The sequence below is a fragment of the Solitalea canadensis DSM 3403 genome (assembly GCF_000242635.2).
In the GTDB taxonomy this organism is placed as follows: Bacteria; Bacteroidota; Bacteroidia; order Sphingobacteriales; family Sphingobacteriaceae; genus Solitalea; species Solitalea canadensis.
Map to the genome: position 1 here is coordinate 4,200,925 of NC_017770.1, position 25,383 is coordinate 4,226,307.

Genomic DNA, 25,383 nt, shown 5'->3' on the forward strand with positions numbered 1-25,383 from the left:
AGTTTTAACTGACGGTATTTGATTGGACAATGGTTTAGCAAAGGACCCTCCCTCTCTAAAACCTTTATTACATAAGAAAATTCATTAATAATTCATTCTGAACTTAGTACCTTTGCGCACCTAACAAATACTACTATGCCAGGATTTGAATTTTTCGGCGCGGAAGAGCGCAAAGAAGTAAATGATGTTCTCGAAACAGGGATCTTAATGCGTTATGGCTTTGATGGCCCTCGTAAAGGCATTTGGAAAGCAAAAGAGCTTGAAACTGCAATTCAGGATAGATTTGGTGTAAAATACGCCCAATTAACCTCAAGTGGAACAACTGCCTTGACAACTGCTTTAGTAGCGCTTGGTATCGGAGCGGGAGACGAGGTGATTATGCCTACGTTTACCTTCGTTGCCAGTTTTGAATCTGTAATCGCTGCGGGTGCAATTCCTGTATTAGTTGATATTGATGAGTCATTAACTATGAATCCTAAAGCCGTAGAGGCCGCTATCACTCGCAAAACCAAATGTGTAATGCCGGTGCATATGTGTGGCAGTATGGCTGATCTTGATGCATTAAAAGCAATTTGCGATAATCATAAACTAATTTTATTAGAAGATGCATGTCAGGCTATCGGTGCAACTTATAAAGGTAAAGCCTTAGGCTCTATCGGTCATGCCGGAACATTCTCATTCGACTTTGTTAAAATTATTACCTGTGGTGAAGGTGGTGTGGTACTGACGAATGACAAAGATATTTATACTAAATGTGATGCTTACACCGACCATGGACACGACCATTTAGGCGTTGACCGTGGAGCTGATTTACATCCATATTTAGGTTATAATTACCGTATTTCTGAATTACATGCAGCCGTTGGTTTAGGACAGATCCGTAAACTGGATACGTTCCTTGACATTCAACGTAAAAATAAAAAGGTATTAAAAGATGCTTTAGCTAAGGTTGAAGGGGTAACTTTTAGAGTACTACCTGATGCAGATGGTGATAGCGCATCGTTCTTATCATTCTTTTTACCAGATGCAGAAGCGGCACAAGCAGCAGCTGATGCAATGAAAGCGGCTGGTCTACCTGCATTTTATTGGTTCAATAATAACTGGCACTACATCCGTAAATGGGACCACTTCAAAAACAGTCACTCACTATCAGCATTAGCGCCTGAAATCCGTGAGCGTATTTCGGAATATGCAACCAAGCAATTCCCTGCTTCCGATGCAATCATGAGCCGTTGTATTTCTACTCCTATTGGCTTATTGTGGACAGAAGAAGAAACCGCTGAAAAAGCAACGAAACTGGTTGAAGCAGTGAAGTCTGCCTTCGCTGTAAAAGCATAAATTATTACCGGTTACAGGTTGTGAGTTAGGGATCAATTAATCTAATAACTTACAACTTGTAAACCTTATTAATCAATCCGATAATTATCTTAAATCGGTCTAATAAAATCTGTGAAATCATATATGAAGAAAGCAGCCCTTATTCCTGCCCGCTATGGAGCAACCCGTTTTCCGGGTAAATTATTAGCCGATCTGGGAGGAAAATCTGTTATCCTAAGAACTTATGAAGCTGCACTTAACACGGGACTTTTCGATGAAGTTGCCGTTGTTTGTGATAGCGACCTTATTTATAATGAAATTGTAAATAATGGCGGTAAAGCCATTATGAGCTTAAAAGAGCACGAATGTGGCACCGATCGTATTGCTGAAGCGGCTCTCCAATTGGATGCCGACATTGTAGTGAATGTTCAGGGAGATGAGCCATTTACCAAACGTGAGCCACTTGAAAAACTGTTACAAGTTTTTGAAGGTGAAGAAGGTAAAAAAGTACAGGTGGCTTCTTTAATGCAAGTTTTATCAGACGAAGAATCCATCAAAGATCCTAATTATGTAAAGGTTGCAGTCGATTTAAAGTTTAACGCATTATTCTTCTCGCGCTCACCAATTCCTTATCCTCGTAATAAAGCCATTGATCCGGTTTACTATGAGCATATTGGGGTATATGCCTTCCGTAAACAAACACTCTTAGATTTCACTAAATTACCGGTTAGCCCGTTAGAAGATGCGGAAAAAGTGGAGTGTTTACGCTATTTGGAAAATGGCATCCCAATGAAGATGGTGGTAACCGATTATATGGGTGTTGAGATTGACACTCCTGAAGATCTTGAAAAGGCACTGAAACTTCTCTAAATTTAGCGCAAACAAATATAACACGAACGAACACTAAATATTACTAACACAATAATTTTCATATAATTATGAAATTCAGAAATTTTAAAATGGTTGATTACGTGGTTTATGGCCGCGGTTCATTTGACCAAGTGGATGAGATTATTGCTCCTCGTCGTAAAGACGGACAACCAATGGTTTTTCTTGTTGACCATTTCTTTGAGAACAAAAATGAACTAATCAGCCGCATTCCTTTACGCGGAAATGATAAAATCGTATTTGCAGATGTAACAAATGAGCCTAAAACAACTTATGTTGATGCATTAGCAAAAGAGTTGAAGGATACTTACGGTACTGTTTCAGGTATTATCGGTATTGGTGGCGGTTCTACGATGGACTTAGCTAAAGCGGTTTCATTAATGATGAACAATCCAGGTTCATCTGCAGATTACCAGGGATGGGACTTAGTAAAGGTTCCTGGTGTTTATAAAGTTGGTATTCCTACTCTTTCAGGAACTGGCGCGGAAGTTTCTCGTACCACGGTATTAACCGGTCCTGTTCGTAAATTAGGAATGAACTCTGACTTCACTCCTTTTGACCAAATCGTTCTTGACCCTGCATTAACTCAAGGCGCTCCTAAAAATCAGGCTTTCTACACCGGTATGGATTGCTATATACACTGTATTGAGTCGTTGGAAGGAACTTTCTTAAACGAGTTCAGTAAATCTTACGGTGAAAAAGCATTAGAACTTTGTCGTGAAGTTTATTTGGGCCGTGAGGTTTGGGATGATGATTGTGATGATAAATTAATGATGGCTTCGTATGCCGGTGGGATGAGTATCGCTTACTCACAGGTAGGTGTTGCGCACGCTGTTAGCTACGGTTTAAGTTTCTTATTAGGAACTAAACACGGAGTAGGAAACTGTATCGTTTTTGATCATTTGGAAGAGTTTTACCCAGAAGGTGTTAAAGAATTCAAAGAAATGGTAGTGAAACACCAGATCGACATTCCTAAAAACGTTACCAAAGGCTTAACTGATGAGCAATTCGATAAAATGATCGATGTGTCTTTAGGTATGGCTCCACTTTGGGAAAATGCCTTAGGCAAAAACTGGCAAGAACAAATGACTCGCGAACGTTTAAGAGCGTTGTACGAGAAGTTTTAATTGGACCATGGACCATAGTCCATAAACCATAGACTAGATTATCAAAAGAGGCTTTCCAAATCGAAAGCCTCTTTTGTTTTTTATGGATAACAAGTACTATCGACTATGGACTATCGACTATGGACTATCGATTATGGACTATCGACTATGGACTATCGACTATCGACTATCGACTATCGACCAATCTTTTCCCATTAAACACATAATAAATTCCAGCGAAGGAAATCGCGGCCGTAATCAAGTAGAACCAAAGACTGATTGTTACCGCATAATGCATATCCAGCATGAGGTACTGAGATCCAAAAAGGAAGACCAGTTCCCTTGCTCCTAAGCCTCCGATTGTGAAAGGTAATACAGCAATTACTGATGAAATCAGGAAGATCAGCAAATATTCTTTGTAATGATCGGTTATTCCCAGGGCTTTAAGGATAAAGGCGACACAAATAAGTTGAGCTACTTGAACAAGTATACCCTGAAAGTTGGTTAGCCAAAAGCAAGACAAAAATTCCTTGAAATAATAACGGTAACTTAAGTAAAATGCGCTCAAAATTAAAAAGGCCAAGCCTGTAGCCGACCAATAAAACGTGCTTTCACTTATTTTCTGAAAAAGAGAAGGAGGCAAATGAACAAAATAGAGCAACACTACGGTTAATATCCCTAAGGCTACAAGTCCGCTTACTCTATCTAAAAGTATCGCCCAGAACAGCTTTTTAGCAGGATAGTTAAAGCGGTTATTGAGCCACCATATCTTATACCCATCACCACCAATTCCGCCGGGAAGGAATAAATTATAGAACATCCCCAGCCAGTACAACCGTAAATTAACGATTCCGGAAAGCGCTAATTTAATGGCGTTAAAAAAGATATTTAAACGTATGGCGGAGATAAATTTAGATAGAGAGAAAAATAGTACTGCAATTAAGATGTACCACAGATTGGTATGCTTAAAGGCATCAGCCACCTCAGCAAAATTAATTTTCCTTGCTACCCACCATAATGAAAGTACTGTGATCAGGAGTTTAAGCAATAGCTTAATAATGTTCAGCCACCTCTTGTCGTTGCCCATTGACTATAATTCTTCTGATTTGATAGGTTTTCTTGTTTTGTGATTCGTAATACGTACGAATGCTGATTTCAGATAAAATACCGATAGTTATAAACTGAATTCCACCGATGAACAATATAATTCCGGCAATCAATAGTGGTTTACCCCAAATATCATGTCCCATGATTTTAAGAATAAGCAGGTAAACATTTATCAAAACACCAATAAATGCGGAAATACATCCAATTGTACCGAACAGGTGCATAGGTTTCTGCAGGTATTTTCTGAAAAACACCATTAATATGAGGTCGCTCAGCACCTTAAAAGTACGATCGATCCCATATTTTGACTTTCCAAATCTACGCGGATAATGTTTTACAGGCACTTGAGTAATTGTGGCTCCCTGCAGCTTGGCCAGCACAGGTATAAAACGATGCAACTCCCCATAAATACCCAAATCTTCTGCAATCTCTTTTTTAAAAACCTTTAATGTGCAACCATAATCTTTGATATGCACACCAGTCATGCTACGGATAAAAGCATTGGCCAACTGACTTGGAATTTTACGCAGCAACATTCCATCCTTTCTATTCTTCCGCTCCCCTGCTACCACATCCCAGTCTTCTGTTTTGAGTTTTTCGAGCATCGGAGGAATATCAGAAGGGTCATTTTGGAGGTCGCCGTCCAGCATGGCGATATAACGTCCGCTTGAGTTATCAATTCCGGCCGTCATAGCAGTGCTTTGACCATAATTTTTACGCAACTCAACCAGCTTAATCCGATGGGTAGCATTTGATATGATTTCTTTTCTTGTACGGTCGGTAGATCCATCGTCAACAAACACCACTTCGTAGTCAATCCCCTCGAGTGCAGCAGACAAAGCTTCGATAAGAGGTTTGATGTTCTCCTCCTCATTCATTACCGTAATAACTACTGATAATTCTCTCATAGTTAAAAAGTTCAACTTAATAACTCCAAAACTATCCAACCAGTTTTACCGCAACGTTAAGTTATTGTAGCCAGTTTATTTGCGATTGCAGATGTCCACCAAAATCTTGTTGGATAAGTAATTCAAACACTAATTAATTTAACCATTTTATTGATATTATTCACAACATTGTTGGTCTCAAAACTATTCGCTATCGTCAGATTCTTCTGCATGCCTGTTATAGTTTGAAGGTCCCCTTGGGTTAAAGTCTGCATTTAAAAGCGATTTATAGCTAACAGAGAACCATTTATTTCTGAGCTCTTCCTCCGGTTTTCACCGCTCAACATAGTATTGAACTATCATCTGCCCCGTCAGAACTAAAAAACTAATGCCAATAGCTGCTATTAATTTCTCACGACAGTATAAGACAAAACTAACCATGACAGAAATACTCAAAATGATGCTCATCATAATATAGGGCTCTACAATTTCGATAATTACTGCTTCGGAGATTAGGTTTGATACTAGTTGAAACTTAGTCTGATAAAAAACGATCAGATTGGTTACAATAAATATTAATTGGGCTAAAATTAAAACCCGGGCCACTTTTAGTTTCTGGTTCTGATCTTTAAATATCATGTATAAATAAATCCATTAGATCTTAGGAATTTTAATAGCATCACATAAGTTCATCACTTCGCTTGTAATGAAGTTGTACAATGTATAGAATTACTTTTCTAGTGTTTTTCATTGTATAATGTAAGTACTGTTAATGGTTATGGCTAACGATTAAAATCAACTAACTGTTGTATACCCTCACAAACTACCAAATCTTCCACCATGGCTTTTTTATAACATTAATCGGCACTTTCGTTCCATTGGGATTTGACTGCTTCAAAGAAAGCTCTTTTGTCCATAACTTAAATGTTGTAGCATTGGGCTGCCACTTTTCATTAAGGGGAAATGGCAAACGCATTTTTTTCATAAAATCAAGCAATTGCCAATCTTCCTGAACAAACTCATCTCCTTCATAGGCCTTTTCACCTGTTTCAATATCTAAGTCCCATCGAACTAAATATTTCTCAATGTCTTCCGGCTTTACAAACTCTACATACTTATTAATAATCGTAGCGCTCCCTTTCCAACTTTGAATTTCATCATCACTAATATTTCCATCCCAGTAATCTGGGATCGGATTAAATTGGTCAACAATTTCACCATTAACAAATAAGACATACATCCATAGATCACCATCATGAATATGAAATGAAAACACCGGAGTATTTAAATCTTTGGATATAAACTCAGAAGATGTATCCCACTCAAGATAATTATTCGGATAAATTATTGTTGTATTACCATTGACGCTTTCAATTATACTACAATTGTAATTGTCAGTAGAAAGCACCTCTTTCTCCAGTCCACCTCCGACGGATTTCGCATATTTTGTTAAACTGCTTAATACCTCTTCTTGTGCTTTACCAATAACACCTGTTATTGAAAGAAACATTCCCATAGTATATATAATGTTAATTGTTACTTCATCAGCCTAATCTTCCCTAACTCCTCGCAATATTCCATATTTTTGGCTGTTCCGCTTTTTCGTTTATGATCGGAATTGAAGTCGATTGCAATAAAATGAGTGCACTTTTTTATTACTTCATGATCTCTTTCTTGATCGTTTTCATATCCTCCCAAAATCTTCCAACCACCCACTTTTGTGTTAAATTTATCAGGTAAGTACCTTGCTCTTTCTCCAATGTGATAAATCGAAACATTTGAAGTTTTACATTTCAAGAGTTCCATTATTAACGTATCAACTCCTCTAAAATCGCATAAAAGAAAACTCACTTCTTCATTATTCAGATAAGGATTAATTACTTCTTCGTAATGTTTCTTAAAGTCATCAAAACTGATATTTCCATTACCAAATACATAGATATTCATAGGTTCGTTTTATAATGATTTTAGGATGTCGTAGTTTTTTATCTTCTCCGCCAATTGTTTTATTTGCTCAGTGTGTTGCCCCCTAACTTTTTCTATATCAATTGTTCCTCCTAATATGATCATTTCTTTATGATTGAATCTTTTGCCGAGCCGATCATCGAGCATCACATTTTGCATACTTTGGGCAATTCCTATTTCATATAAAAACTCATTGGGGTGTCCGGCTGTACATATTACAAGTCCGTATTTTAGGGTTTTCATTTTAGGAAACCAATCTGTTTGCTTATAAGCATAACCAACCGAATAAACTCGATCGAACCAACCTTTCAATTTCGCAGGACAATCGCTCCACCAAACAGGGTATAAAAAGATAACACAATCAGCCCATTCTAATTTTTGCTGTTCATTTTTCACATCGTCTGAAACTGGTAATTCAAATCTTGCAAACCCTTCCCTCTCATATTCAATCTCGTTCATATCCGTTTGAAAATCTATTGAATACAGATCAGAAACTTTCAATTCACAATCTGGCCACGTCAATTCTTGTTTTAGCTGTTCTAAAACCTGAAAGGTGTAGGAGTTCTTACTTGGATGGCTGTAAACAATTAAGATATTCATTCATCAGATAGTATAGGAAATGTTGTTGCACTGAAAGTACAAAGTTTTTTTATTTTCAAAAGTTGTATGCTTTTGTGTTCCCTTATTTGGCATTAATTGAAGTATATATCTTACCCTTCCAATACATAGGTTCTTTAGAGGACTCCTGATGGTTAAATTCAAAGTCGAATTCTGCTTTTAAAACTCCTTTATCCCACATATTCTTATCTATTTTTATTGCTCCTCTTTTATAAGAGTATGTCTTGGTCCCTGCGTTGGTAATACTATTTAATTCAATTGTTGGAATACACTTATCATTAGCAATTTTCAAGTTCAAACTAGTATGTGTGGCAGCATTATTAGCTGTAAAACAGGCAACTGTATCTACACTCACTTTATTTGCGGAAATAAAATTCGTTCCTGCCCATTCATAACACCGAGCTTCAGAATGAATTGAGTAAAATTTATGCGTTGTGTCTACCAACCGATAAAATGCTGTTAATGAATCTCTGAGTATTTTACCGTTTTCGTCTTTCATTCTGTCAGTTTCCGGCGGACAAATTCCGTCACAACTTAATTGTCCAAACTCGTTCATGTAAACACCTTCCGGGTAATCCCAGTTGTTTCTAAACGAAAAGTCACCCGACAAATTCTCAACCCAGGTAATTTTGACTTCGTCCTTTCCTATTCTTTCATTTTTATGAGTTATCTGTCTACAGGAAAATAGTCCTAGTATCAATAAACTAAATGTTAAGCGTTTTATCATTTATATAATGTGGCGAATTTCATGTAAGGTAAGGTAATGTGGAAGATGCTAGATCATCCAAGCAAATCTAAAACAAATATATAAACAGTAATTGTATCGTATTGCCCTCATTTATGGATTAGAAAACTTAGATCACTAGGTTCTATCAGCAGATAGTAAATTCACTTCAACTTGCTCCAGATTGAAGGTTTTAACAAAACGATCTTTAATACCCTTCTTAGCAAAGTAACCGAACATCAGCATTACAATTGGAGCCATAAAAGTAAAAACCAGTCCAACAATCAGTGCTTCATTTTTGTCTCCATTAACATTATTAATTGTTAAGCCGAATAGGCCAAACAACGGAAATGCAAAGAAGAAAATCGCAAAAATTGAGTTGGGTCTAACTGTAAACTTCACTCTTGTTCTTTTTAGCTCATCTTGAAATATTCGTCCATTCAGATATGCTATTTCACTTTCAAAGTTTCTTATGTGTGTGAATTGCCACTTTGGGGTCATTTGAAATCCAAAATCTGAAGTGAATGCTCCTGTCAGGTTAACTGAAAAATCCCAGCCGTTAGTTTTATCGAACAGGTGTTGAATGTCTGATCGTAAGTCGTTAACTGATTTCTTTGAGTAGTAGTTGTACTCCTCTTTCCATATTGGTTTTGGTAATAAACCCATTTTAATGTTGCTAATTACTATTTAATATTTCAGGATTTAAAAATTCGATCGGATGTTTTCGTTCTTCATGCAATGTTCGTAAATATCATTGTTGCGGCCATTCAAAAGCTGTCGGGCAATGTCGTTACACTTTTTGCTGGGGTACAGGCCTTCATAAACCCCAACTACTAACAAATTATCAAGTTTTTCATCTTCTCTGTCTCCAAGCAAATTGAAGAATTGGAAGCACTGTTTGGTAAGATCTGATATCACAGTATTCGTAGTGATGTCTTCAACTAACCTCAAACTTAATTCACTATAAACTAAATAATCGAGTTCATCATTTAAATGATCTGCAATTTTGCTAAATTCCGGCACATTATCGTACAACTCTTTAACCAAAGGATGTTTAATGGTCTCAAGCTCCCCAGTTATCTTATCTAAATAAACCATTTGACCATGGCTATTACAATCAATGAAGGTTGTTCCGTCAAGGTCAGCATTTTTGAACACTACATTTTCAAAGGAACAGTTTTCAAAAGTGGCATTTGTTAGGTCGCAATGAGTGAAGTCACATTTCTTTAGATTACAGTTTATGAACTTTACGTTTGTTAAGTCTGTATGTGAGCAATCAACCGAAATGTTGCAATTATCAAAAATTGAGGCAACAAGAATTTGCCCTGTCATTTTGGAAAATCCCTCAAAACTCAGGTTTATAAAGTATCGATGTCCTTTTTTATACTTTTCGATAATGTTTTGCATAGCATTCAGGTAATGTAATAAGGTTGCAGAAATTTTATATCGTTAGCTTACCATTCAGCAAATCACCGTTTTCCTCTTTTTTCCTTTCTTACTATAGGTAGTAACTTCTACCAGCTTACCAGACTGATTATATCTTTTAAATTTTCCAATTGGAATACCATTACGAAATTGTGACTCAATTCGAACTTGTCCGTTATTAAATCGGTCAATTTTATATCCTTCACAAGGAGTGAAATCACAACAACAAAATCCTATAAATCGTGGTCTTGTTGTAGGTTCAAGACATTCAATAATTTCATCTGCATTCAAAGTGTCACAATAACTTTTATAATCTTGAAAATTCAATTCAATAACATCACTAAAACTGGCCGACCTTAAAATGTAGGCCCCTGCCTCAGGTAACCTTGTAACTCCATTTGTATCAGGGATATAATTGCTACCCCCTTTTTGAAGTGTATAAAAAATATCCTTAACTATTGTGTTGCTGCATTTATTTTTAATACAAAGGCGATAATTAAGGTCCTGAGCATAACTCAAACCAGATAAGGTTAATACAAATAAAATAACAGTTATCAATTGCTTCATAGATCAATACATAATTTGGGATATAACTTGGCTAATTTGCTAATTAACTGGCTTAGCTCTCATTGTTCCAATAATCTGCAATACCAGCTCTTGTTGTTCTCTTGATACGGTTGCTGCTGTTAAGGTTAAACCCAAATAATTGTTTATGTTTTGATTATAACCAGTAAGTTTATGAACATGAACACCTATTACATTATTTGGTTCATACTTCTGGGGATAGACGATTTTCCGGTAGATATTATCAAGAGTATCTATTATGAAAATTTTATTTTTTGTTTCAACCGCCAAAAAGATGGGGTAATCAAACTTTTGTTTTTTGTATTCACATATTGCAACGTAATCACATCCCTGACCTAAAGTGCTATCATGTATTGTCGCCTGTCTAAGTTTTAACAATCTCACTTTGGGCCAGTTATTTTTATCATAGATAATTCCCGGTTTCGTAAACTTTTCTCCTGCATGGTAGGTTATTAAATTACTGTCTAAGCAATCCTTAGGTGTTTTAGTTAATTGGGAAGAATAGTATCCAAAATCATAATTAAAAACTAAGCTATCCCCTACTACCCTTCCCACATTCGAATCAACTCCCTTGTCCTTAACAAGCTTAAAATCTGAAGGAAAGTCAAAAAGGAAATCACCTATTTCGATTGTTTTCCATTTTAGATCTTTATCCTTCCGGATTGGGTTACAACCATAAAGAAACAGAAGGAAAAATAATAAATACTGCTTCATAAGAGATGATTAGATGCTACAGATTATGTTTTGCCACCACGTGAAATAGCTATTTCCACATGTAGATTAATCTGCCGTGCAGTAAAGATATTAATTACATTTTCAGAACCTATTTACCCTTAATCATTGTAAAAATTTTTCAATCATTGGGATCACAAAATCTGTTTCCTTGTAATTCCCTTTTATCGTTGTTATTTCGCCAATGTATTCGCCATGTGCACCCGGAATTATTGCTAATTGTGAATTGGCTATTAGCTGGTGCATTTCGAGAGCATGTTCAGGTGTGATGACATCTTTGTCGCCGATGATAATTAAAGTTGGGGCTTTAATTGAGCTGATCTTTTCGTCTGTTATATCTTTAAAATTTATTACTCTTTTTGCATCCTTATCGTGCATTACTTGCAGGCCATTACTGTCTGGAGCAACTTGTTTATAGGCTTCTTTCAATTGTTGGGGCATGTTTTCTAATCGTGCTTGCTTCATAAACCCCCAAAATTGTTCAGGCACTCCATTGCGTTTAGCAAGAGTGGAGCCTAGTATAATCTTATTAACTATTTCGGGATGGCGAATGGCAATTTGCATGGTGGTCGTACCGCCGTTGCTAAACCCGAAAAAATCTGCTTTATCAATTCCAATGTTTTTGAGCAGCGCGGCCACATCGTCGGCATCTTGTTCGAATGTCAAATCTGCGCTTCTGTCGCTTGTCCGTCCATGTGCCTGCAATTCTACTGCTATTACCTGTCTGTCTCTAGCCAATTGAGGAATTACTCTCCCAAAGGTTGTCTGGATAGTTGAGCCGCCTCCGTGAATTAAAACTAATGGGCTTCCTTTTCCATAAATCTCATAATACATTTTAATCCCATTGACGTCTGAATAGCCTCTTTTGAACGTTAGAGAATCTTTAACATTTGCACTAGTTTGGGTAACGTTTTCTTGTGATTTGTTTGCTTTATTGCACGACTCCAGGATCAGAAGCACGAAAACAGCATAGATGATTGTCCTTTTCATGTTATCAGTTTTAATTAAGTAATGCTCGCATGTTATTTAGCATTTGCAACCAACTTGGGTATGCACCGGTTTTCTTAGCTAATTCTTGCGAAACGGTTTGTCGTAACCGCAAGGTTGTCATTCCACCTTCTTCAGTTAGTGTTACTGTAACAAGTGTTTCACCAGGCCAATCCGGATCCATTCCAATTGCAGCCGGGTTTATAGGCTCGCCATTTTCATCCGCATTAATCATTGTGAAGACGATTTTTGAGTTAGGCACAAGTTCTTTGTATTCTCCAATACACCAACAGTCTCCATATTGAGGATTAGAAATACACGAGTGAAATAGTCCACCGTTCTCAATGTTTAGTGTTTTGAAATGGATAGTGCAGCCATCAGGCGCAAACCATTTCATTAATTTTTCAGGATCGGTCCAAGCATTGAACACCCTTTCAACACTTGCGTTAAAGGTTTCTTCTATAAAAACCTCCTTGTTTTTTACACGATTTTCCATAGCTTATTTTTTAGATTTATTGACGTTCTTATTTATTTTCTTATCGACTGCTTTTGCACTCTTAGCTTGCAGTTCTTCTTGTTCTACAAAGTCTTTGAGTGCCTTTAATCTTCCTGTCCATAGCTTATGATACTGTTCAACCCACTCATGCACCTCATTTAATTTTTCAAGCTTTGCTTCACATAAGCGCTCTCGGCCAATTTGCTTGATGTTTAACAAGCCACATTCGGAAAGAATTTTAAGGTGCAGGGAAATAGCCTGGCGACTAACATCAAATTGCTCTGCAATGGTGTTAACATTCACAGGTTGTAGGGCTATCATACCTATTATTGCTCGTCTTGTAGGGTCGGCTATTGCCTGAAAAACATCTCTTCGCGCTTCCATATTATGCAAGTATTTGCTTGCAAATATAAATGCAAGCATTTACTTGCACAAGTATTTTTAAGAAAAAACTCATCCTTGGTTTTTGAATGAATTCCAAGGATGAGTATAAGTACAAAATATGTTCTGTGCTGATTACAGAGAAGGTATTTATTTGACGAAATAGCGTGTTAATAGTGATTAAGAATGAGTGTCGATGCTTTTTTGAATCATTTAGTTGCTTTTAACAGGCTCAAAAATGGAAACATAAGTAGATTTTAACGCGATCCTTTTTCTCTTATTCGCTTTGCCTCTCATAGTTACTAATTAATCAGTTGTCAACATATAGAGCTAATGTATTTAGAGAGAACCAAAATAAAATAACGATGACCGATTTTATATTTTTCTATGATGTTTTGGATATCGGGAACTTTGGTCATAGGATTTATATGACAAACACTATTTTATCTTAATTTGTCTGGGCAAAATAAACCGCGTTTAACGGTTACTACGAAACTAAAATATGTTGATTCGGTAGAACAACCAAGTTGCATGTTAGCTTTCATTAAACTTTCTAAATATGAACCCCGATACTATAGTTAATGTTGTCCACACTAAAAATGCTCCAAATACAATATTAATTGTGATTTTCTGTCTCCAAACAGGATCTTGCGTCGTGAGTTTATACTGATAATCTTCTCTTTTCTTTCGTAAGAATTCAATCTCATCCCGAAAACTACCAAATCTCTCATAATTAAATCTATAGATTTCAGCTATTAATTCAGGATGAGAGTCATGAACACATACTAGAGGTCTACTTCTGGAACAATTACTTATTTCGATCTTTTGATTTATGTAACTCCCATACACTAACCAAACCTCCCCTTTGGGTAAACTTCGAATTGTAGAGCACGCAAGAAATGAAGAACCCTCAACTGGGTTGCCAATTGTCCCTTTAAAATGTTCAATAATTTGAAATTTATATGTTGAGTCCGTTGATTTTATGACTTTCCCTATAAAAATCAGTTCAGCTTTTTCAAAGTCTGGATCAATTGCCTTTCCTAACCGAGTTGCACAAATGCATGCGAATGACCCTGAGAAGGTCATAGTCATTAAAATTAATATTAAAACAATTCTTAGTCTAAGGTAAAGGTGCATTAAGCTCTTTCTTGATGAGTGCTATAAGGTTAGATATTTTGAAATGTGATGAAATATAAATCCTCCAATCGAATTTATAACAAACAAGTCCTCTCAAAATATCAAGTCTGTTTGCGCATCACAATATTAGCTACTTAAATACTTGTTCGGAACATTTGCCGGAAAATAATCTATTCCGCAATTCGCTTTTAGTAATATCGATACAACTTCATAAATCTGCTGCTCAGTTCTTTGAAATTGTCGGAGCAGACCCATCATCGCATAGCTTATTGGATTAACAGAAGGAATAAATGTTTCCCATTCGTATCCATTACCCCAAATTAGTCCTGAAACAGTTAATGAGAGGTCGGGATTCTGAGATACTAGAAAATTCATTACATCAATACAAGCATTATCATGTTGATTGACCGTATGAAAAATTGGAGTCTGCCCACCAAAACCATTATTATCAAGCCCAGCTTTTGTGTTAATATCAACACCCAACTTTACTAACGATTTTGCACATTTCAAATGATTATACTCTGCACAGATATGTAAAAGAGACACTTCATAAAGTGGAGTAAAAGTGCAGTCTAAGGAATACTTTTTAGCCATTAACTCCGGATTTCCAGTTAGTAGTTTTTCAAGTGTTGCAGCGTCATCGAGCAAAACGGCCAATAAGACCTTATCATCGAATTTCAAACCAAAATCTACGAAAACTTGAATACATTTTTTGAACTTAGGACCACGCAAATACATACTTATCATTTCGTAGATAAGGGGTTTACCTTTATGAAGCCGATTGGGACCAACACCATTTTCAAAGCATTCTTTGATTCCTTCAACCGAGTGGATTTCAAAGTCTCCGATTATTTTTTGCAAATAGTCCATTTAAAAACGATGAAGTGTCAAATAATAAACCGCTATCGCTGTCTATATGAGGACGTTTTTACTTATAAGCTATTGCAGCACTAGTAGGGCCGGCTAATGGCAGTAATGAAGTCGATCTGAAACCTATTTCTTTTGCCCATTTATTAAAATCAGCAAATGTATAATCAAAGCCGCTTCCTGTTTCAATAAGCATATTAATGCTCATCATCAAACCAAAAGCGTTTTTGTTTCTATCATCATCTATAATGCCTTCAATAGCCACAAATGCACCGCCCTCGGGTAATGCATCATAGGCTTTCCTGATAAGCATTAATTTAGTTTTTTCATCCCAGTCATGCAGAATATTTCCCATCGTTATCACGTCAGCTTGGGGGAACTGATCCTTAAAGAAATCTCCATTGGCAGTTTTTACACGATCTTGCAGTTGAAATTGCTGAATCGTTTCAATTGCAACCGGAGCAACCACAGGTAAATCCCATGAGATACAACTCATATGCGGCTGTTGTTTAGCCACCAGCAATGAAAGTAAGCCCGCCGACCCTCCAATATCTACTAATGTTTTATAGTTTGAAAAATCGAATTTTTGAGCCAGTGCCATAAAAGCCCCCATTTGGATTCCGCTCATTGCGTGTATAAATTCCTTTAGCCTATCAGGATCTTCATACAGTTTTTTGAAAAGATCGTCTCCTGCTTTCGTTTCATTTTGTTGCTGTCCGGTTAACAGTCCTTCTTCCAGGTTACCCCAAAAGCCATACAGCCTGTTGTTTAACATTTCGAGGAGTCCACCAATATAGGTTGGCTTCTTTTTGTCTAAGAAGAAATCAGTATTAGCATTGTTTGAATATTTCGCGGTTTCTAAAATATCCTCGCGATTAAGAAAGCCAAAAGTAGTCAGGGCATCTAAATAATCGAACACATTTCTATCGGTGCATTTAAATCCTAAATGAGATTTTATTTCGGCTGCGGTCATCGTTTTTCGTTCGGCAAGTGTTGTAAACAGTTGAAATCTTACAGCGCTCAATAGAATTTTTGAGGCCCAAAAACCTGTACCTATTTGCATGATACTGTCAGGAGTAGGATGATTAACTTGAGTTTCCATAAGCATTTTTATTGATTAATTGCCTACTCTATCCGGTTTTCGGCATCTCCGTTAAATGTTGACTAAAATTTCCGCTTGGGTTTCGGTAGTTGGTTTTATCTTCAAGTTTAATATAAGCATTAAATTCCATGTTTGCATAGCTTGTCAGAGTTGACAAAGGAGAGTGTTGGAATTAGCCCGTATAACGCCGAACCTTATATCACGCAGCCATTTTTAGTCTTATTTATCTACGGGATGATATTAATGGCAGTTTGCTGAGCTTACCATTAAGCCCTTGTTTTCTGCTACATTTTTTCTTTTATATACCACATTATATACTCTTCCTTTAGTTGATTCAGATCAACTGCTTGGCTGATCAAAGAATCCTCCGGAACGATTCTTTGAATACTATTATTAATTTCAAGATTAATAAATCTTTTGCCATCACTATAGTTTTTGTTTACATATTTTGATACCGGTTGTCCAAGCAGTTCAAAAAACTGACTTCTGTATTCAATTGTATCAGTGGTTCCAATGCAAGTAATTGAAAGGCTGTTCCAGGTATCATTAATAACAAGATCATATTCAAGGTTTGGTTTTTTCTTTAGCAGAAATGTATCGAGTAGTGAAAATCTATTTATGTTTTTAAATAATTCCCTTCTATCCTTTCTGTCCGAATACTCATTGTCAAACTTCCATATCAGATCATGTTTTTTGCTACTGAAGTAATTTCGTTTTTTGCAGGAGCATTCAGAAAAGGCCTAACATAAGTCGCATTAAAATTATCTCTGGAAATATTTAATTCCGTCATTAATTTCTCTGTTTTGTTAAATGGTATTGGTGCCTTTAGGCTTTTAAGTCTTATCGTATCAATTATTATAGACTTAGTTTCTGAGTGATAATATTTTTTAAGTTGAATATGGCTTATAATCTGAAAGTTAGCATTATTCGATTTTGAGTATTCAATTATTTCACTTATTGAATAGTGTCCCGAATGACCAAATGTATAAAAGCCTTTATCGTAACAAAATGTAAATTTTGAGATTGAATCAACAAACTGTCCAACAGCTGTTTGTCTTGAAAAAAGTAAAATAAAAAGAAAAAGTCGTGACATAATGTTTGAATGATGTACTAGCTACATCCCTTCTGACCCAAATTCGTGCAACATAGCAGCTTTATTTGAAGTCGGCATATTCTTTTGTTGCTAATTCACTGATATTTAATGGCTGTTTTATATAATTCTTCTCGGGTTTATCCAATAACTGCATTTCTTCACCCATTGCAAAACCAAGTTTGTATCCGATATTATCAGTTGTCGTCAAGAAGACATTATCATACTCGGTGTCAAAGTCGCTTATAAATAGCATTACATTTTTATTCGCACTTTTTTCAGTTACCCAGCTATCAGTTGATTTTGTAGTGGTCCAGCCAATAGTTTTAAATTGTCTATCAAATCCTATTGGATAATTTAAATAGTTGATGAGATAACAGTAGATTTCAAAGTCTATGTCGTATGGGAAAGTTATAGCAAACTTCTTGTCTGATAGTTTTGTCAACCTTGGAATAGCCTGATACGTTTCTTTGTTATATGAATTACAAAGCTCTTGCAGTATTTTTTTAATGTCATTCTCACTGATATCTTCAATTATTACAAGTTTGTCGTTAGTCACTTTGGCAGTTGGAAAAATGTTTTCCGAAGGTCTCCTTGTATCTGTGTCTGGTTGGGGCTTTTGATTTTTCAGCTTATTCCAAGCCAGGATTAAAACAATTACTCCAATTGCAATAATTCCGAAAATTATATACTGCTGGTTCATCTAGTGTCTTTTTTTATTTAGTGTTTTAAAATTGCTGATAACGGTTTGGGCTGTTTTAGCTACTTCTTTCGTCTGTAATGCAGTTGTGTTAAACCTGTGTCGAAAGTTTTTGACTTTACAAATTCAAGCAACTGTTCGGGTCTGCCGTCCTTGAAAAGTCGTGTTCCGTTACCAACCAATACCGGAACAATTGAAATAATAAATTCATCAATCAAATCGTCTTTCAAAAGTTCGTTCACTATTTCGGCACCACCATCACAATATATATTCTTACCGTTTCCTTTTTTAAGTTCTTGCACTAATTCAGCTAGGTTTCCTGTATAAAACTTGGTTCTACCAACACCTGGTCGTTCGTTCCTTGTGATAACATAAACATCTCTTTCTCCATTATCGTAATGAGAAGCGCCAATTTCTCTAAGCACCCAATCGTAAGTTTTTCTGCCAAGAATTATGGTATCAATGTTCGCAGTAAATTCCGCATATCCATAATCTTCCCCTTCTTTTTCTACTAGCTTCAAAAAACTAAGGTCATCATTTGGCTTTGCAATATAACCGTCCAAACTTGTTGCTATGAAAAGTGATAGTGTTCTCATTGTTCTTTGTTTTTATTGTCTATTTTGCTATTGCGAGTGCAAAATATGTGTTTTACTTCAATAAGAATTTTGTTGCATCTTCAACATCATGCCCTATATCTATAAAAAAAGTTTTTAGCAGTTTATACATTTCATTATCTCCATTAACATGGTGGAACTCTTTTGTAACCATGTATTCACAACTCAAGCACACATGTAGAGTCGATACGATTTCCGCTGCTTGATTATAAAACACAATTGCATCTCGATAAATTGGGGCACACATCCACATTGGTATATTTCTTACCTCAGTTTTTAGGATATTTATTAATTGTTCCACAATTGCGTTCCCATTTTGAAAAGAGCTTGTCTTTTTGCTTGACGGATGAAACTGACCCTTATCATTAATTAGGAGCATGAAACTTAAAAGGGACTCTAATTCAGAAAAACGTAGTTGTTCCCTTTCGGTTAAATTGTTCCTTCTTTCCTTTCTAACTTTTAATCTGTTGTATTCTGACTTAATTACTTTTAGGTTTTCTTCATAATCAGATCCACGTTGAAAGGAATAGGTTTCAACATAGTCAAATGTTAGGTTGTTAATGTAATCAACAGAAGATATGTATGTGTAATTTGTCATTTATATTGCAAGTAATCAAATACATCAAGCTAACAACCACATTCTCCATAAAAAGTAGTTGTGATTATTTTTCCATTTTTATCAGATAGTTTGATAGTTCCTGTTTTCAGCCAAGTTTCATCACCATTTTGAATTCCATCTTTAGATTCAATTATCATTTCATAGTTGTCACTTTCATACTTTGCTTTTACGTTTAAAGAATCAATCTCCTTAAACTCAACCTGTGTGAACTTTGTAATAACTCCATTTATTGTTAGAAACGATGTTTGACCAAAGTCATTCATATAAATATATTGCCTTTTCATGTACGCTACTGAATCTTTGGCAAAGCAACAAGAACAACCTTCAATTTCCGGAGGAAATGAAGAGAAAGAGTCTAAGGTTAATGATAAGCTGTTTGATTCTTTGCTACCTTCCTCTTGCTCATCTTTGTTAGAGCTGCTCCGGGTCATGATAGCTATTAGGCAAGTCTTCTGATACTTCATCTTAAAGTTCTAATGATATTATCTTTTAGCTCTCTTCTCTCCGGGAATATTAACCAGTCCACAACCATCAACTAACCACTTTCCACTTGCTTCTGTTATTTTCATTGTCAGCTTAAATTCAGGCCAATCCTTTCCTTTTACAGTTAAGTAATTTGTTTTTTCATCAAATGATTCAAGATCAAAACCATTGTTTGGATTATCCTGGGCGTCAAATATCGGGTCAGCATCAAGTCCTAGTTCCGGATCTTGTTTGTTTGCCTCATCGACTATTCTTTTTACTTCTCTTTTAAAACGCTTTGTCGCTAAATTACTTGAGTTTACCCATTCGACTAGATCGACTGACTGATCCATTTTGTTTACGTTTTCAACATAACCATTTATAAATGACAATGCGTTAGCAATCTTATCCTTCTTTGAAATCTTCGTTGATGAAGTCTTAACGGAAAGACTTTTATTTGAGGTTTCGCCGTGTCCGCAAGCGCTGAAAACAATAACCGTTAGAATCAATATTATTCGGAACATTTTCATAAAATCATAGGTAATGGTTAGCAATATTTGGTTATATCTGTTATTTGCCAACATCTATCGATGTAAGCTTATTTTTTATTTATCCTAGTCCTGTATTTCATTTATTGTATTTTCCCTCTTAAACTATCTAAATACTCATCGTTCAAGATAATATTTAACTTATCAAGGTCATGCCATTCATGGCCACATATTCCCTTACACCATTCCTCTCTTCTTTTTTCGTCCGACACTTTAAATAATGAAATCAAAGTAATAAATGCCTTTTTCATTTCGGCATCAGGCAATTCAACTATTTTAGTTAATGCAATTTTGAAAGATTTTGTATTCAGCAAAACAATTGGTGTGAATGTCGATTTAAGAGGTATTTGTTTTATTCCTGATTCAATTAATTCATTGTCAGGACGTGATTGCTCTAAAAGAATCCTCGACCAATAGACTGCTTTTCTTTTGTCAATTATTGCCAAGGTATCAAACCATATTAATAGCTTTTCAAGGCCGAGTTTGTCTTGCGCAAAGCTGTTAATTAATATATCAATCGGTCTTAGCATTAATTGATTCTTTTCATAGTATTGCCTGTAGCAAATAAGTGCATTAAATAGATGTCAAATTTAGAATTTCTCTCATTACATGACAGCTCAAATGTTATAAAAACATAAGTACTGAAACTATCTATCAATAAAAATAATTATCGTCACCTTTTCATTTTCTGAACAGCCTTTTCACCTTCTTCTGTAATTCCCATTATTTCTGTAAAAACGCCAGTGTCTTTAGAGGTGTCGAAAAAAACAATCTTGGCAATCGGATGATTAACACTAGTAACAACATGGAAACCTTTAGCAGCCATTTCGGAAATAACTTGATCTAAGTTGGCAACAGGCAAACTATAGGCGATATGGTGTACTCCCCCTGCAGGATTTTTATCAAGATAGTCCTGAAATATACTCCTTCCGGAAATAGGTTGAATAAGTTCGATGAATGTTTCGCCTGTGTAAGCTATCGAAACGAGACTTTCAGCGTCAGATGGCTCTCCATAATGGGTCCCACCAAAATCTCTTAAACGAATAATTTCCGGACTACTAAAATTAGCTATTCCCATAGTTTCCCTGAGAACTTTTTCAGTAACCTTGATATCTTTTACAACCCAAGCAATTTGCGTGAATTGAAGTTCAAAATTTTTTGTCTTCATAACACAGCCTTTTTATTTCAAACTTAAAAGGTATGGTTACGACAAATTTAAAAATTGTTAACATCAATGCCTGTTAATCAGGTCCATAAATGGTGCCTTACCCTAACTAGTCGAATTAGCATTTCTGTATCTGTTTTATATTGATTTTCGGTCCAAATAGGATCACTCAGTCCTTCATTTTCATCCTTAACTCTCTTTTTCCACCAATTATAAAGTTCATCTATTTCACTTTTTACTGGCGAACTGTTTTCATCTTGTTCCCAAACACCATGTCCATCCAGCAGATTTTCTTTTTCTACGCAATCAGTTAACAACTGAAAACAGGCATGAAGCATCACGATGTCATTATCTCGCCATTCATCAGAAAGGCTATCGATATATAGAACATTAGGATTTTGCATTGTTATTTATTCTAATTTTCTCTGTTTCTTTATTTTGTAATTTAGACAAGTCCCAATACCCAAACTCAGCTCATTAAATGAGTCTAATTTGTAGAACTTAATAAAGCAACTAAATCCTTTATGTCCACCCTCTATTTCTGCTTGATACTCAATTTTGTCTTTGTAAAGTGAAATTTTCGCCACTGCTTTGGGGTAAAGCGGTATGTTAAAATAAGTACCAGCCCCTATCACAGCCCCCGAAAATATCTCATTATAGTTTGTTTCAACTCGTTTAAAATTGAGATGGCTATAGCCGGCAATAAGCGTTAAGTTTCGAAAATTGAAATCTGACTCAAAAGAATTTGCCTTAAAATTCAACTCATTGCTAAATAACGCTTGTCGATAGCTCCATCTAAAATCAAGGTCAAAGTTGCAGTTTGAAATATAATGAGCCAGCTCAATTTGGGCCCTTTCATATTCATTCTCATTAAGATTTGTCTGATAGCTATACATGCCTTTAACGACACCGCCAAGAATCCACGGTGAGGCAAAATTAATTTGTCCACCTACCGGGTTATTTATTACGCCACTATTTGCGTAAAACAGTACCTTCTGTGAATCAAAAAAGTCTTTATGACAGTCCCATTTAGCTTTTACAACTATTTGTTTTTGTCCTTTTAGTGGAAACTCTTGAGTTATCATTCCAATAAATGAAAATATCAATGTTGTATTGGGATCGCGTACTTCTAAGAAAAATGTTCCATCCTGTGTTGTTGTCGTTCCATTCTGCGTTCCTTTCTCAACAACATTAACACCTTGAATAGGCAAATTATCATCATTTGAAATAACTTTTCCCGTAATTGAAATTTGACCCCATGTTGTTAATGTGGAACCCAAAAGGGTCAGCATTAAAATCAGTCGTTTTATCAATAAGTAAATCATCTATAGGTAAATGCAATATAATCTGATTATATCGGCGATGTAGAGAACAATTTGGTCGTCTTAAGTTCACCAGTTAAAGATATTAATTAGATAGAGAGATTGTTCTTCTCAGAGCTTTTTACAAAGATGGGTTTTGTCAGTATTCCGCTCAATTGTTCACTTATATATTATTCCCCTGTTGTAAATAAAAGTCCTGTACAGCAAATATACAAAGGTCAATCTGCGAGGATAGTTCCTTGCTAAATGAAAGCTCTATAAAGATAATGTCAGTATTATCATCGTCACGAGCAAAGCATAAATCAATAATCTTGTTGCCAACAAATTGGTACGTCCACCAGATATCTTTCTCCTGAGATGTAGATGTCAGACCATATATTATAGCGTTAAGGTCATCGCTATCAATGTCATATTTAGCAACGTGGGCAATTAAGAGAAGTGTACAATTAAGATCGGGCTCAAAAATCCAAAATTTTCTCTTTATCGTTTCTGCCATAAATCAGTATTTATCCACTTACTAAGGAATATAAATAGTCCCACCAGGGTTAGGATTATTCCATTTGTAATGAATTTATATTGAAGCCCAAAGTGAGCCGCCAAATTGCCAGGTGAAAAAAAAATCGTATCAATGATTTTGTTGTTAAACAGACCAAGTCGATTAAGCAGGAATACCATAATAAAAACAATAATTGCGTTTGCCCAAAACACTTTCCTTTTTATTGTCAAGATTAATGAAATTACAAATGCGAGCATTACTCCAATAAATGAAGACAAATTTGTCCAAAGTGAAAAATAAACAAGTCGAGTTGGAAAATTGTCTTCCTTGGCTAAATGTTTAAGACCATTGTCAACTCCATATTTGTCGAATGATTCAATAAAGCCTGGGTCGTTGAGTATTGCAAATTGTCTTGCCGCAATAATGATAAAGAAAGTAGCAACAAGATGAGTTATTATGAGTTGCCAATTAACTTTACTTATGTAGTAGGAAAATGTCATCTATAGGTGTTGTTTGTTGTGCTAGCAGTAGATATTCGCCATATATACAGGCATTCTTTGTCCATAATTATCGTCCAAATAGTTTTGATAAAAGTCCCTTGTTAGTAGGCTTCTCAATTCCCCAGATTAATTCCGTTTCATGTCGTTTGGCTTTATCAATGTTAGGTCCAAATTTGCCCCATGCAAAACCTGTTTGGTTAGGTTTATTTCGCAAGTCTGCAATTGCAAAGTTATCAGGAAGAGATAACGCAAATTTTTCTAAGATGGCATCACTTGATTGCCTTGCGGTTTCAGTGTCAATAAAGCCATTGTTCTGATTCCAAATGTCTATCACTACTTTTTCGTGAATTATATCAAGGTTAGAGTTGCTGTCGTTCTTTCCAAATTCGTTTATGTGCTCAATAAATTGGGATAAATTGTCTGAATGCTTAACAATAACTGCAGGGCTGTGGCACACATAAAATACACTTCCCCAATTTCCATTACTGTCAATATCTAAAATCCAAAAATTACCAAATCCGTCTCCCATAAGCTGAACTGAATTTGGGAAAAACTCCTCAAAACCAAATTCCCCAATACCGTCAAAAGTTATTTCTTCAAGTCCGTAAAATTCAAAACCACATGCAAATTTTAGTAGCTCTCTGATTTCTGCAGGAATTTGCCTCATCGGAACTCTTTTTGCTAAGTCGTCAATTTGTTGGTCTGTAAGGCCTTGTTTAAGTTCAATTTTATATTCGTCTCCGTCTTCTGAAACATACTGTTCTGTTAAAATGGATTTTAGTTGTTGTATAGGCGTCATACCTTTTTTGTTTTTCAGTTATCTAGTAATAAGATATGGTTTCAAAATGTTCGTTCCGCTAATTGCTGTAGGAAATCTTACATAATACTCATCAACCACGTTTATTCTCCAACAGTACCAGTCTTCACTTTTCCCGCCCGCTTATAACTGGCAATAATAACCCCCGTTGTTGTAACAATACTCTCGGTTAATGTAAATGCTGCCGGTATAGTACCACTGTCAAACAACTTTTTCCCGTCGCCAAGAGTTAACGGGTGAATTTTGAGTCGAAGTTCGTCTACAAGATCATGCTTAAGTAGTAGCTGAACGAGCTGACTACTACCCCAAACTTGAACGTCAGAGCCTTTTATTTTTTTGAGCTTTTGGATATCTGCCAGGCTTTTTATTATTACTGAGTTTTTCCACCCGGTAACTATTGGGTCCGTATTTTTCATACTTTGGGAAAATACATATTTTGAGCCTTCATTAATACCTGGCCAAAAGTCTCCATGTTCGGGCCAGTAACCGGCCCAAATCTCAAATGTTTTTCTCCCCAAAAGATAGTCAGCAGGTTTTAGCTCTTCTTGGACCACCTTGCCATAAACTTCGTCAGCATAAGGAGCCACCCAACCTCCATATTTGAAATCGCCTGATGTATCTTCCTTTGGTCCACCGGGAGCCTGCATCACGCCATCCAATGTGATCATTGATAAAACAATTATTTTTCTCATACTATTTCAACTAAAAGATCATTAGAAATGTTAG

General features: G+C 35.9%; 33 protein-coding genes. 3 read left to right on the forward strand and 30 right to left on the reverse strand.

Annotation, left to right across the window (positions count from 1 at the left end; translation table 11 throughout):
- The first annotated feature begins 135 nt into the window (after positions 1-135).
- The 3 genes from SOLCA_RS17495 to SOLCA_RS17505 all read left to right on the forward strand — a co-directional run bounded on the left by SOLCA_RS17495 (position 136) and on the right by SOLCA_RS17505 (position 3,332).
- Positions 136-1,338 (forward strand): DegT/DnrJ/EryC1/StrS family aminotransferase, encoded by a 1,203-nt coding sequence (locus tag SOLCA_RS17495; RefSeq protein ID WP_014681798.1) that lies wholly within the window; start codon positions 136-138, stop codon positions 1,336-1,338.
- A gap of 123 nt (positions 1,339-1,461) precedes the next feature.
- The gene (gene kdsB, locus SOLCA_RS17500; RefSeq protein WP_014681799.1) at positions 1,462-2,187 is read left to right on the forward strand and encodes a 3-deoxy-manno-octulosonate cytidylyltransferase; all 726 of its coding nucleotides are present in this window, start codon (positions 1,462-1,464) and stop codon (positions 2,185-2,187) included.
- Positions 2,188-2,255: 68 nt separating this feature from the next.
- Complete coding sequence (locus SOLCA_RS17505; protein ID WP_014681800.1) at positions 2,256-3,332, forward strand: iron-containing alcohol dehydrogenase family protein; 1,077 nt, start codon at positions 2,256-2,258, stop codon at positions 3,330-3,332.
- A gap of 166 nt (positions 3,333-3,498) precedes the next feature.
- On the opposite strand, the gene SOLCA_RS17510 is transcribed toward SOLCA_RS17505, so the two are convergent.
- The 30 genes from SOLCA_RS17510 to SOLCA_RS17660 form a co-directional block, all read right to left on the reverse strand.
- Entirely contained in the window at positions 3,499-4,398 is a 900-nt protein-coding gene (locus SOLCA_RS17510) for a lysylphosphatidylglycerol synthase transmembrane domain-containing protein (RefSeq protein WP_014681801.1), read from the reverse strand.
- Positions 4,364-5,326 (reverse strand): glycosyltransferase family 2 protein, encoded by a 963-nt coding sequence (locus tag SOLCA_RS17515; protein WP_014681802.1) that lies wholly within the window; start codon positions 5,324-5,326, stop codon positions 4,364-4,366. Before SOLCA_RS17515 ends, SOLCA_RS17510 begins: the two co-directional genes overlap by 35 nt.
- A gap of 802 nt (positions 5,327-6,128) precedes the next feature.
- Complete coding sequence (locus tag SOLCA_RS17525) at positions 6,129-6,821, reverse strand: hypothetical protein (RefSeq protein WP_014681805.1); 693 nt, start codon at positions 6,819-6,821, stop codon at positions 6,129-6,131.
- 20 nt (positions 6,822-6,841) lie between these two features.
- Entirely contained in the window at positions 6,842-7,252 is a 411-nt protein-coding gene (locus SOLCA_RS17530; protein WP_014681806.1) for a hypothetical protein, read from the reverse strand.
- Between the two features lie 9 nt (positions 7,253-7,261).
- On the reverse strand, positions 7,262-7,870 hold the full coding sequence (locus SOLCA_RS17535) for an NAD(P)H-dependent oxidoreductase (protein WP_014681807.1): 609 nt from the start codon (positions 7,868-7,870) through the stop codon (positions 7,262-7,264).
- An 82-nt stretch (positions 7,871-7,952) separates the two neighbouring features.
- Positions 7,953-8,615, reverse strand: a complete 663-nt coding sequence (locus SOLCA_RS17540; RefSeq protein ID WP_014681808.1) for a hypothetical protein — start codon at positions 8,613-8,615, stop codon at positions 7,953-7,955.
- A gap of 135 nt (positions 8,616-8,750) precedes the next feature.
- Entirely contained in the window at positions 8,751-9,278 is a 528-nt protein-coding gene (locus tag SOLCA_RS17545; protein ID WP_014681809.1) for a hypothetical protein, read from the reverse strand.
- A gap of 36 nt (positions 9,279-9,314) precedes the next feature.
- Positions 9,315-10,019: a pentapeptide repeat-containing protein gene (locus SOLCA_RS17550; protein WP_014681810.1), complete on the reverse strand. Its 705-nt coding sequence runs from the start codon at positions 10,017-10,019 to the stop codon at positions 9,315-9,317.
- Positions 10,020-10,073: 54 nt separating this feature from the next.
- Positions 10,074-10,604 (reverse strand): toxin-antitoxin system YwqK family antitoxin, encoded by a 531-nt coding sequence (locus SOLCA_RS17555; protein ID WP_014681811.1) that lies wholly within the window; start codon positions 10,602-10,604, stop codon positions 10,074-10,076.
- 39 nt (positions 10,605-10,643) lie between these two features.
- The gene (locus SOLCA_RS17560) at positions 10,644-11,336 is read right to left on the reverse strand and encodes a hypothetical protein (RefSeq protein WP_014681812.1); all 693 of its coding nucleotides are present in this window, start codon (positions 11,334-11,336) and stop codon (positions 10,644-10,646) included.
- A gap of 123 nt (positions 11,337-11,459) precedes the next feature.
- On the reverse strand, positions 11,460-12,344 hold the full coding sequence (locus SOLCA_RS17565; RefSeq protein ID WP_014681813.1) for an alpha/beta fold hydrolase: 885 nt from the start codon (positions 12,342-12,344) through the stop codon (positions 11,460-11,462).
- Positions 12,345-12,354: 10 nt separating this feature from the next.
- Positions 12,355-12,837 (reverse strand): SRPBCC family protein, encoded by a 483-nt coding sequence (locus SOLCA_RS17570; RefSeq protein WP_014681814.1) that lies wholly within the window; start codon positions 12,835-12,837, stop codon positions 12,355-12,357.
- Between the two features lie 3 nt (positions 12,838-12,840).
- A complete protein-coding gene (locus tag SOLCA_RS17575) occupies positions 12,841-13,221 on the reverse strand; it encodes an ArsR/SmtB family transcription factor (RefSeq protein ID WP_322785719.1) in 381 nt (126 codons plus the stop codon).
- 531 nt (positions 13,222-13,752) lie between these two features.
- Positions 13,753-14,304, reverse strand: coding sequence for a hypothetical protein (locus SOLCA_RS17580; protein ID WP_014681816.1), 552 nt, complete (start codon positions 14,302-14,304; stop codon positions 13,753-13,755).
- Positions 14,305-14,481: 177 nt separating this feature from the next.
- Positions 14,482-15,225, reverse strand: a complete 744-nt coding sequence (locus SOLCA_RS17585; protein ID WP_014681817.1) for an ankyrin repeat domain-containing protein — start codon at positions 15,223-15,225, stop codon at positions 14,482-14,484.
- Positions 15,226-15,283: 58 nt separating this feature from the next.
- A complete protein-coding gene (locus SOLCA_RS17590; protein WP_014681818.1) occupies positions 15,284-16,324 on the reverse strand; it encodes a methyltransferase in 1,041 nt (346 codons plus the stop codon).
- A 679-nt stretch (positions 16,325-17,003) separates the two neighbouring features.
- Complete coding sequence (locus tag SOLCA_RS17595) at positions 17,004-17,417, reverse strand: hypothetical protein (RefSeq protein WP_014681819.1); 414 nt, start codon at positions 17,415-17,417, stop codon at positions 17,004-17,006.
- A 61-nt stretch (positions 17,418-17,478) separates the two neighbouring features.
- Complete coding sequence (locus tag SOLCA_RS17600; protein WP_014681820.1) at positions 17,479-18,117, reverse strand: hypothetical protein; 639 nt, start codon at positions 18,115-18,117, stop codon at positions 17,479-17,481.
- A gap of 59 nt (positions 18,118-18,176) precedes the next feature.
- Positions 18,177-18,710 (reverse strand): dihydrofolate reductase family protein, encoded by a 534-nt coding sequence (locus SOLCA_RS17605; RefSeq protein WP_014681821.1) that lies wholly within the window; start codon positions 18,708-18,710, stop codon positions 18,177-18,179.
- Between the two features lie 52 nt (positions 18,711-18,762).
- A complete protein-coding gene (locus tag SOLCA_RS17610) occupies positions 18,763-19,326 on the reverse strand; it encodes a hypothetical protein (RefSeq protein WP_014681822.1) in 564 nt (187 codons plus the stop codon).
- A 29-nt stretch (positions 19,327-19,355) separates the two neighbouring features.
- On the reverse strand, positions 19,356-19,811 hold the full coding sequence (locus tag SOLCA_RS17615) for a hypothetical protein (protein ID WP_157604598.1): 456 nt from the start codon (positions 19,809-19,811) through the stop codon (positions 19,356-19,358).
- Positions 19,812-19,829: 18 nt separating this feature from the next.
- On the reverse strand, positions 19,830-20,393 hold the full coding sequence (locus tag SOLCA_RS17620; protein WP_014681824.1) for a hypothetical protein: 564 nt from the start codon (positions 20,391-20,393) through the stop codon (positions 19,830-19,832).
- A 47-nt stretch (positions 20,394-20,440) separates the two neighbouring features.
- The gene (locus SOLCA_RS17625; protein WP_014681825.1) at positions 20,441-20,887 is read right to left on the reverse strand and encodes a DUF5958 family protein; all 447 of its coding nucleotides are present in this window, start codon (positions 20,885-20,887) and stop codon (positions 20,441-20,443) included.
- 143 nt (positions 20,888-21,030) lie between these two features.
- Positions 21,031-21,525 carry a VOC family protein gene (locus tag SOLCA_RS17630; RefSeq protein ID WP_014681826.1) on the reverse strand — a complete coding sequence of 165 codons (495 nt, stop codon included), beginning with the start codon at positions 21,523-21,525 and terminating at the stop codon, positions 21,031-21,033.
- 77 nt (positions 21,526-21,602) lie between these two features.
- Positions 21,603-21,926, reverse strand: a complete 324-nt coding sequence (locus tag SOLCA_RS17635; RefSeq protein WP_014681827.1) for a hypothetical protein — start codon at positions 21,924-21,926, stop codon at positions 21,603-21,605.
- 6 nt (positions 21,927-21,932) lie between these two features.
- A complete protein-coding gene (locus tag SOLCA_RS17640) occupies positions 21,933-22,814 on the reverse strand; it encodes a carboxypeptidase-like regulatory domain-containing protein (RefSeq protein WP_014681828.1) in 882 nt (293 codons plus the stop codon).
- Positions 22,815-23,007: 193 nt separating this feature from the next.
- A complete protein-coding gene (locus SOLCA_RS17645) occupies positions 23,008-23,340 on the reverse strand; it encodes a hypothetical protein (protein ID WP_014681829.1) in 333 nt (110 codons plus the stop codon).
- A complete protein-coding gene (locus SOLCA_RS17650) occupies positions 23,325-23,840 on the reverse strand; it encodes a hypothetical protein (RefSeq protein ID WP_014681830.1) in 516 nt (171 codons plus the stop codon). The genes SOLCA_RS17645 and SOLCA_RS17650 overlap by 16 nt, the downstream gene beginning before the upstream one ends.
- Positions 23,841-23,907: 67 nt before the next feature.
- Positions 23,908-24,639, reverse strand: a complete 732-nt coding sequence (locus SOLCA_RS17655) for an SMI1/KNR4 family protein (protein WP_014681831.1) — start codon at positions 24,637-24,639, stop codon at positions 23,908-23,910.
- Positions 24,640-24,740: 101 nt separating this feature from the next.
- Entirely contained in the window at positions 24,741-25,349 is a 609-nt protein-coding gene (locus SOLCA_RS17660; protein ID WP_014681832.1) for a dihydrofolate reductase family protein, read from the reverse strand.
- Positions 25,350-25,383 lie beyond the last annotated feature (34 nt).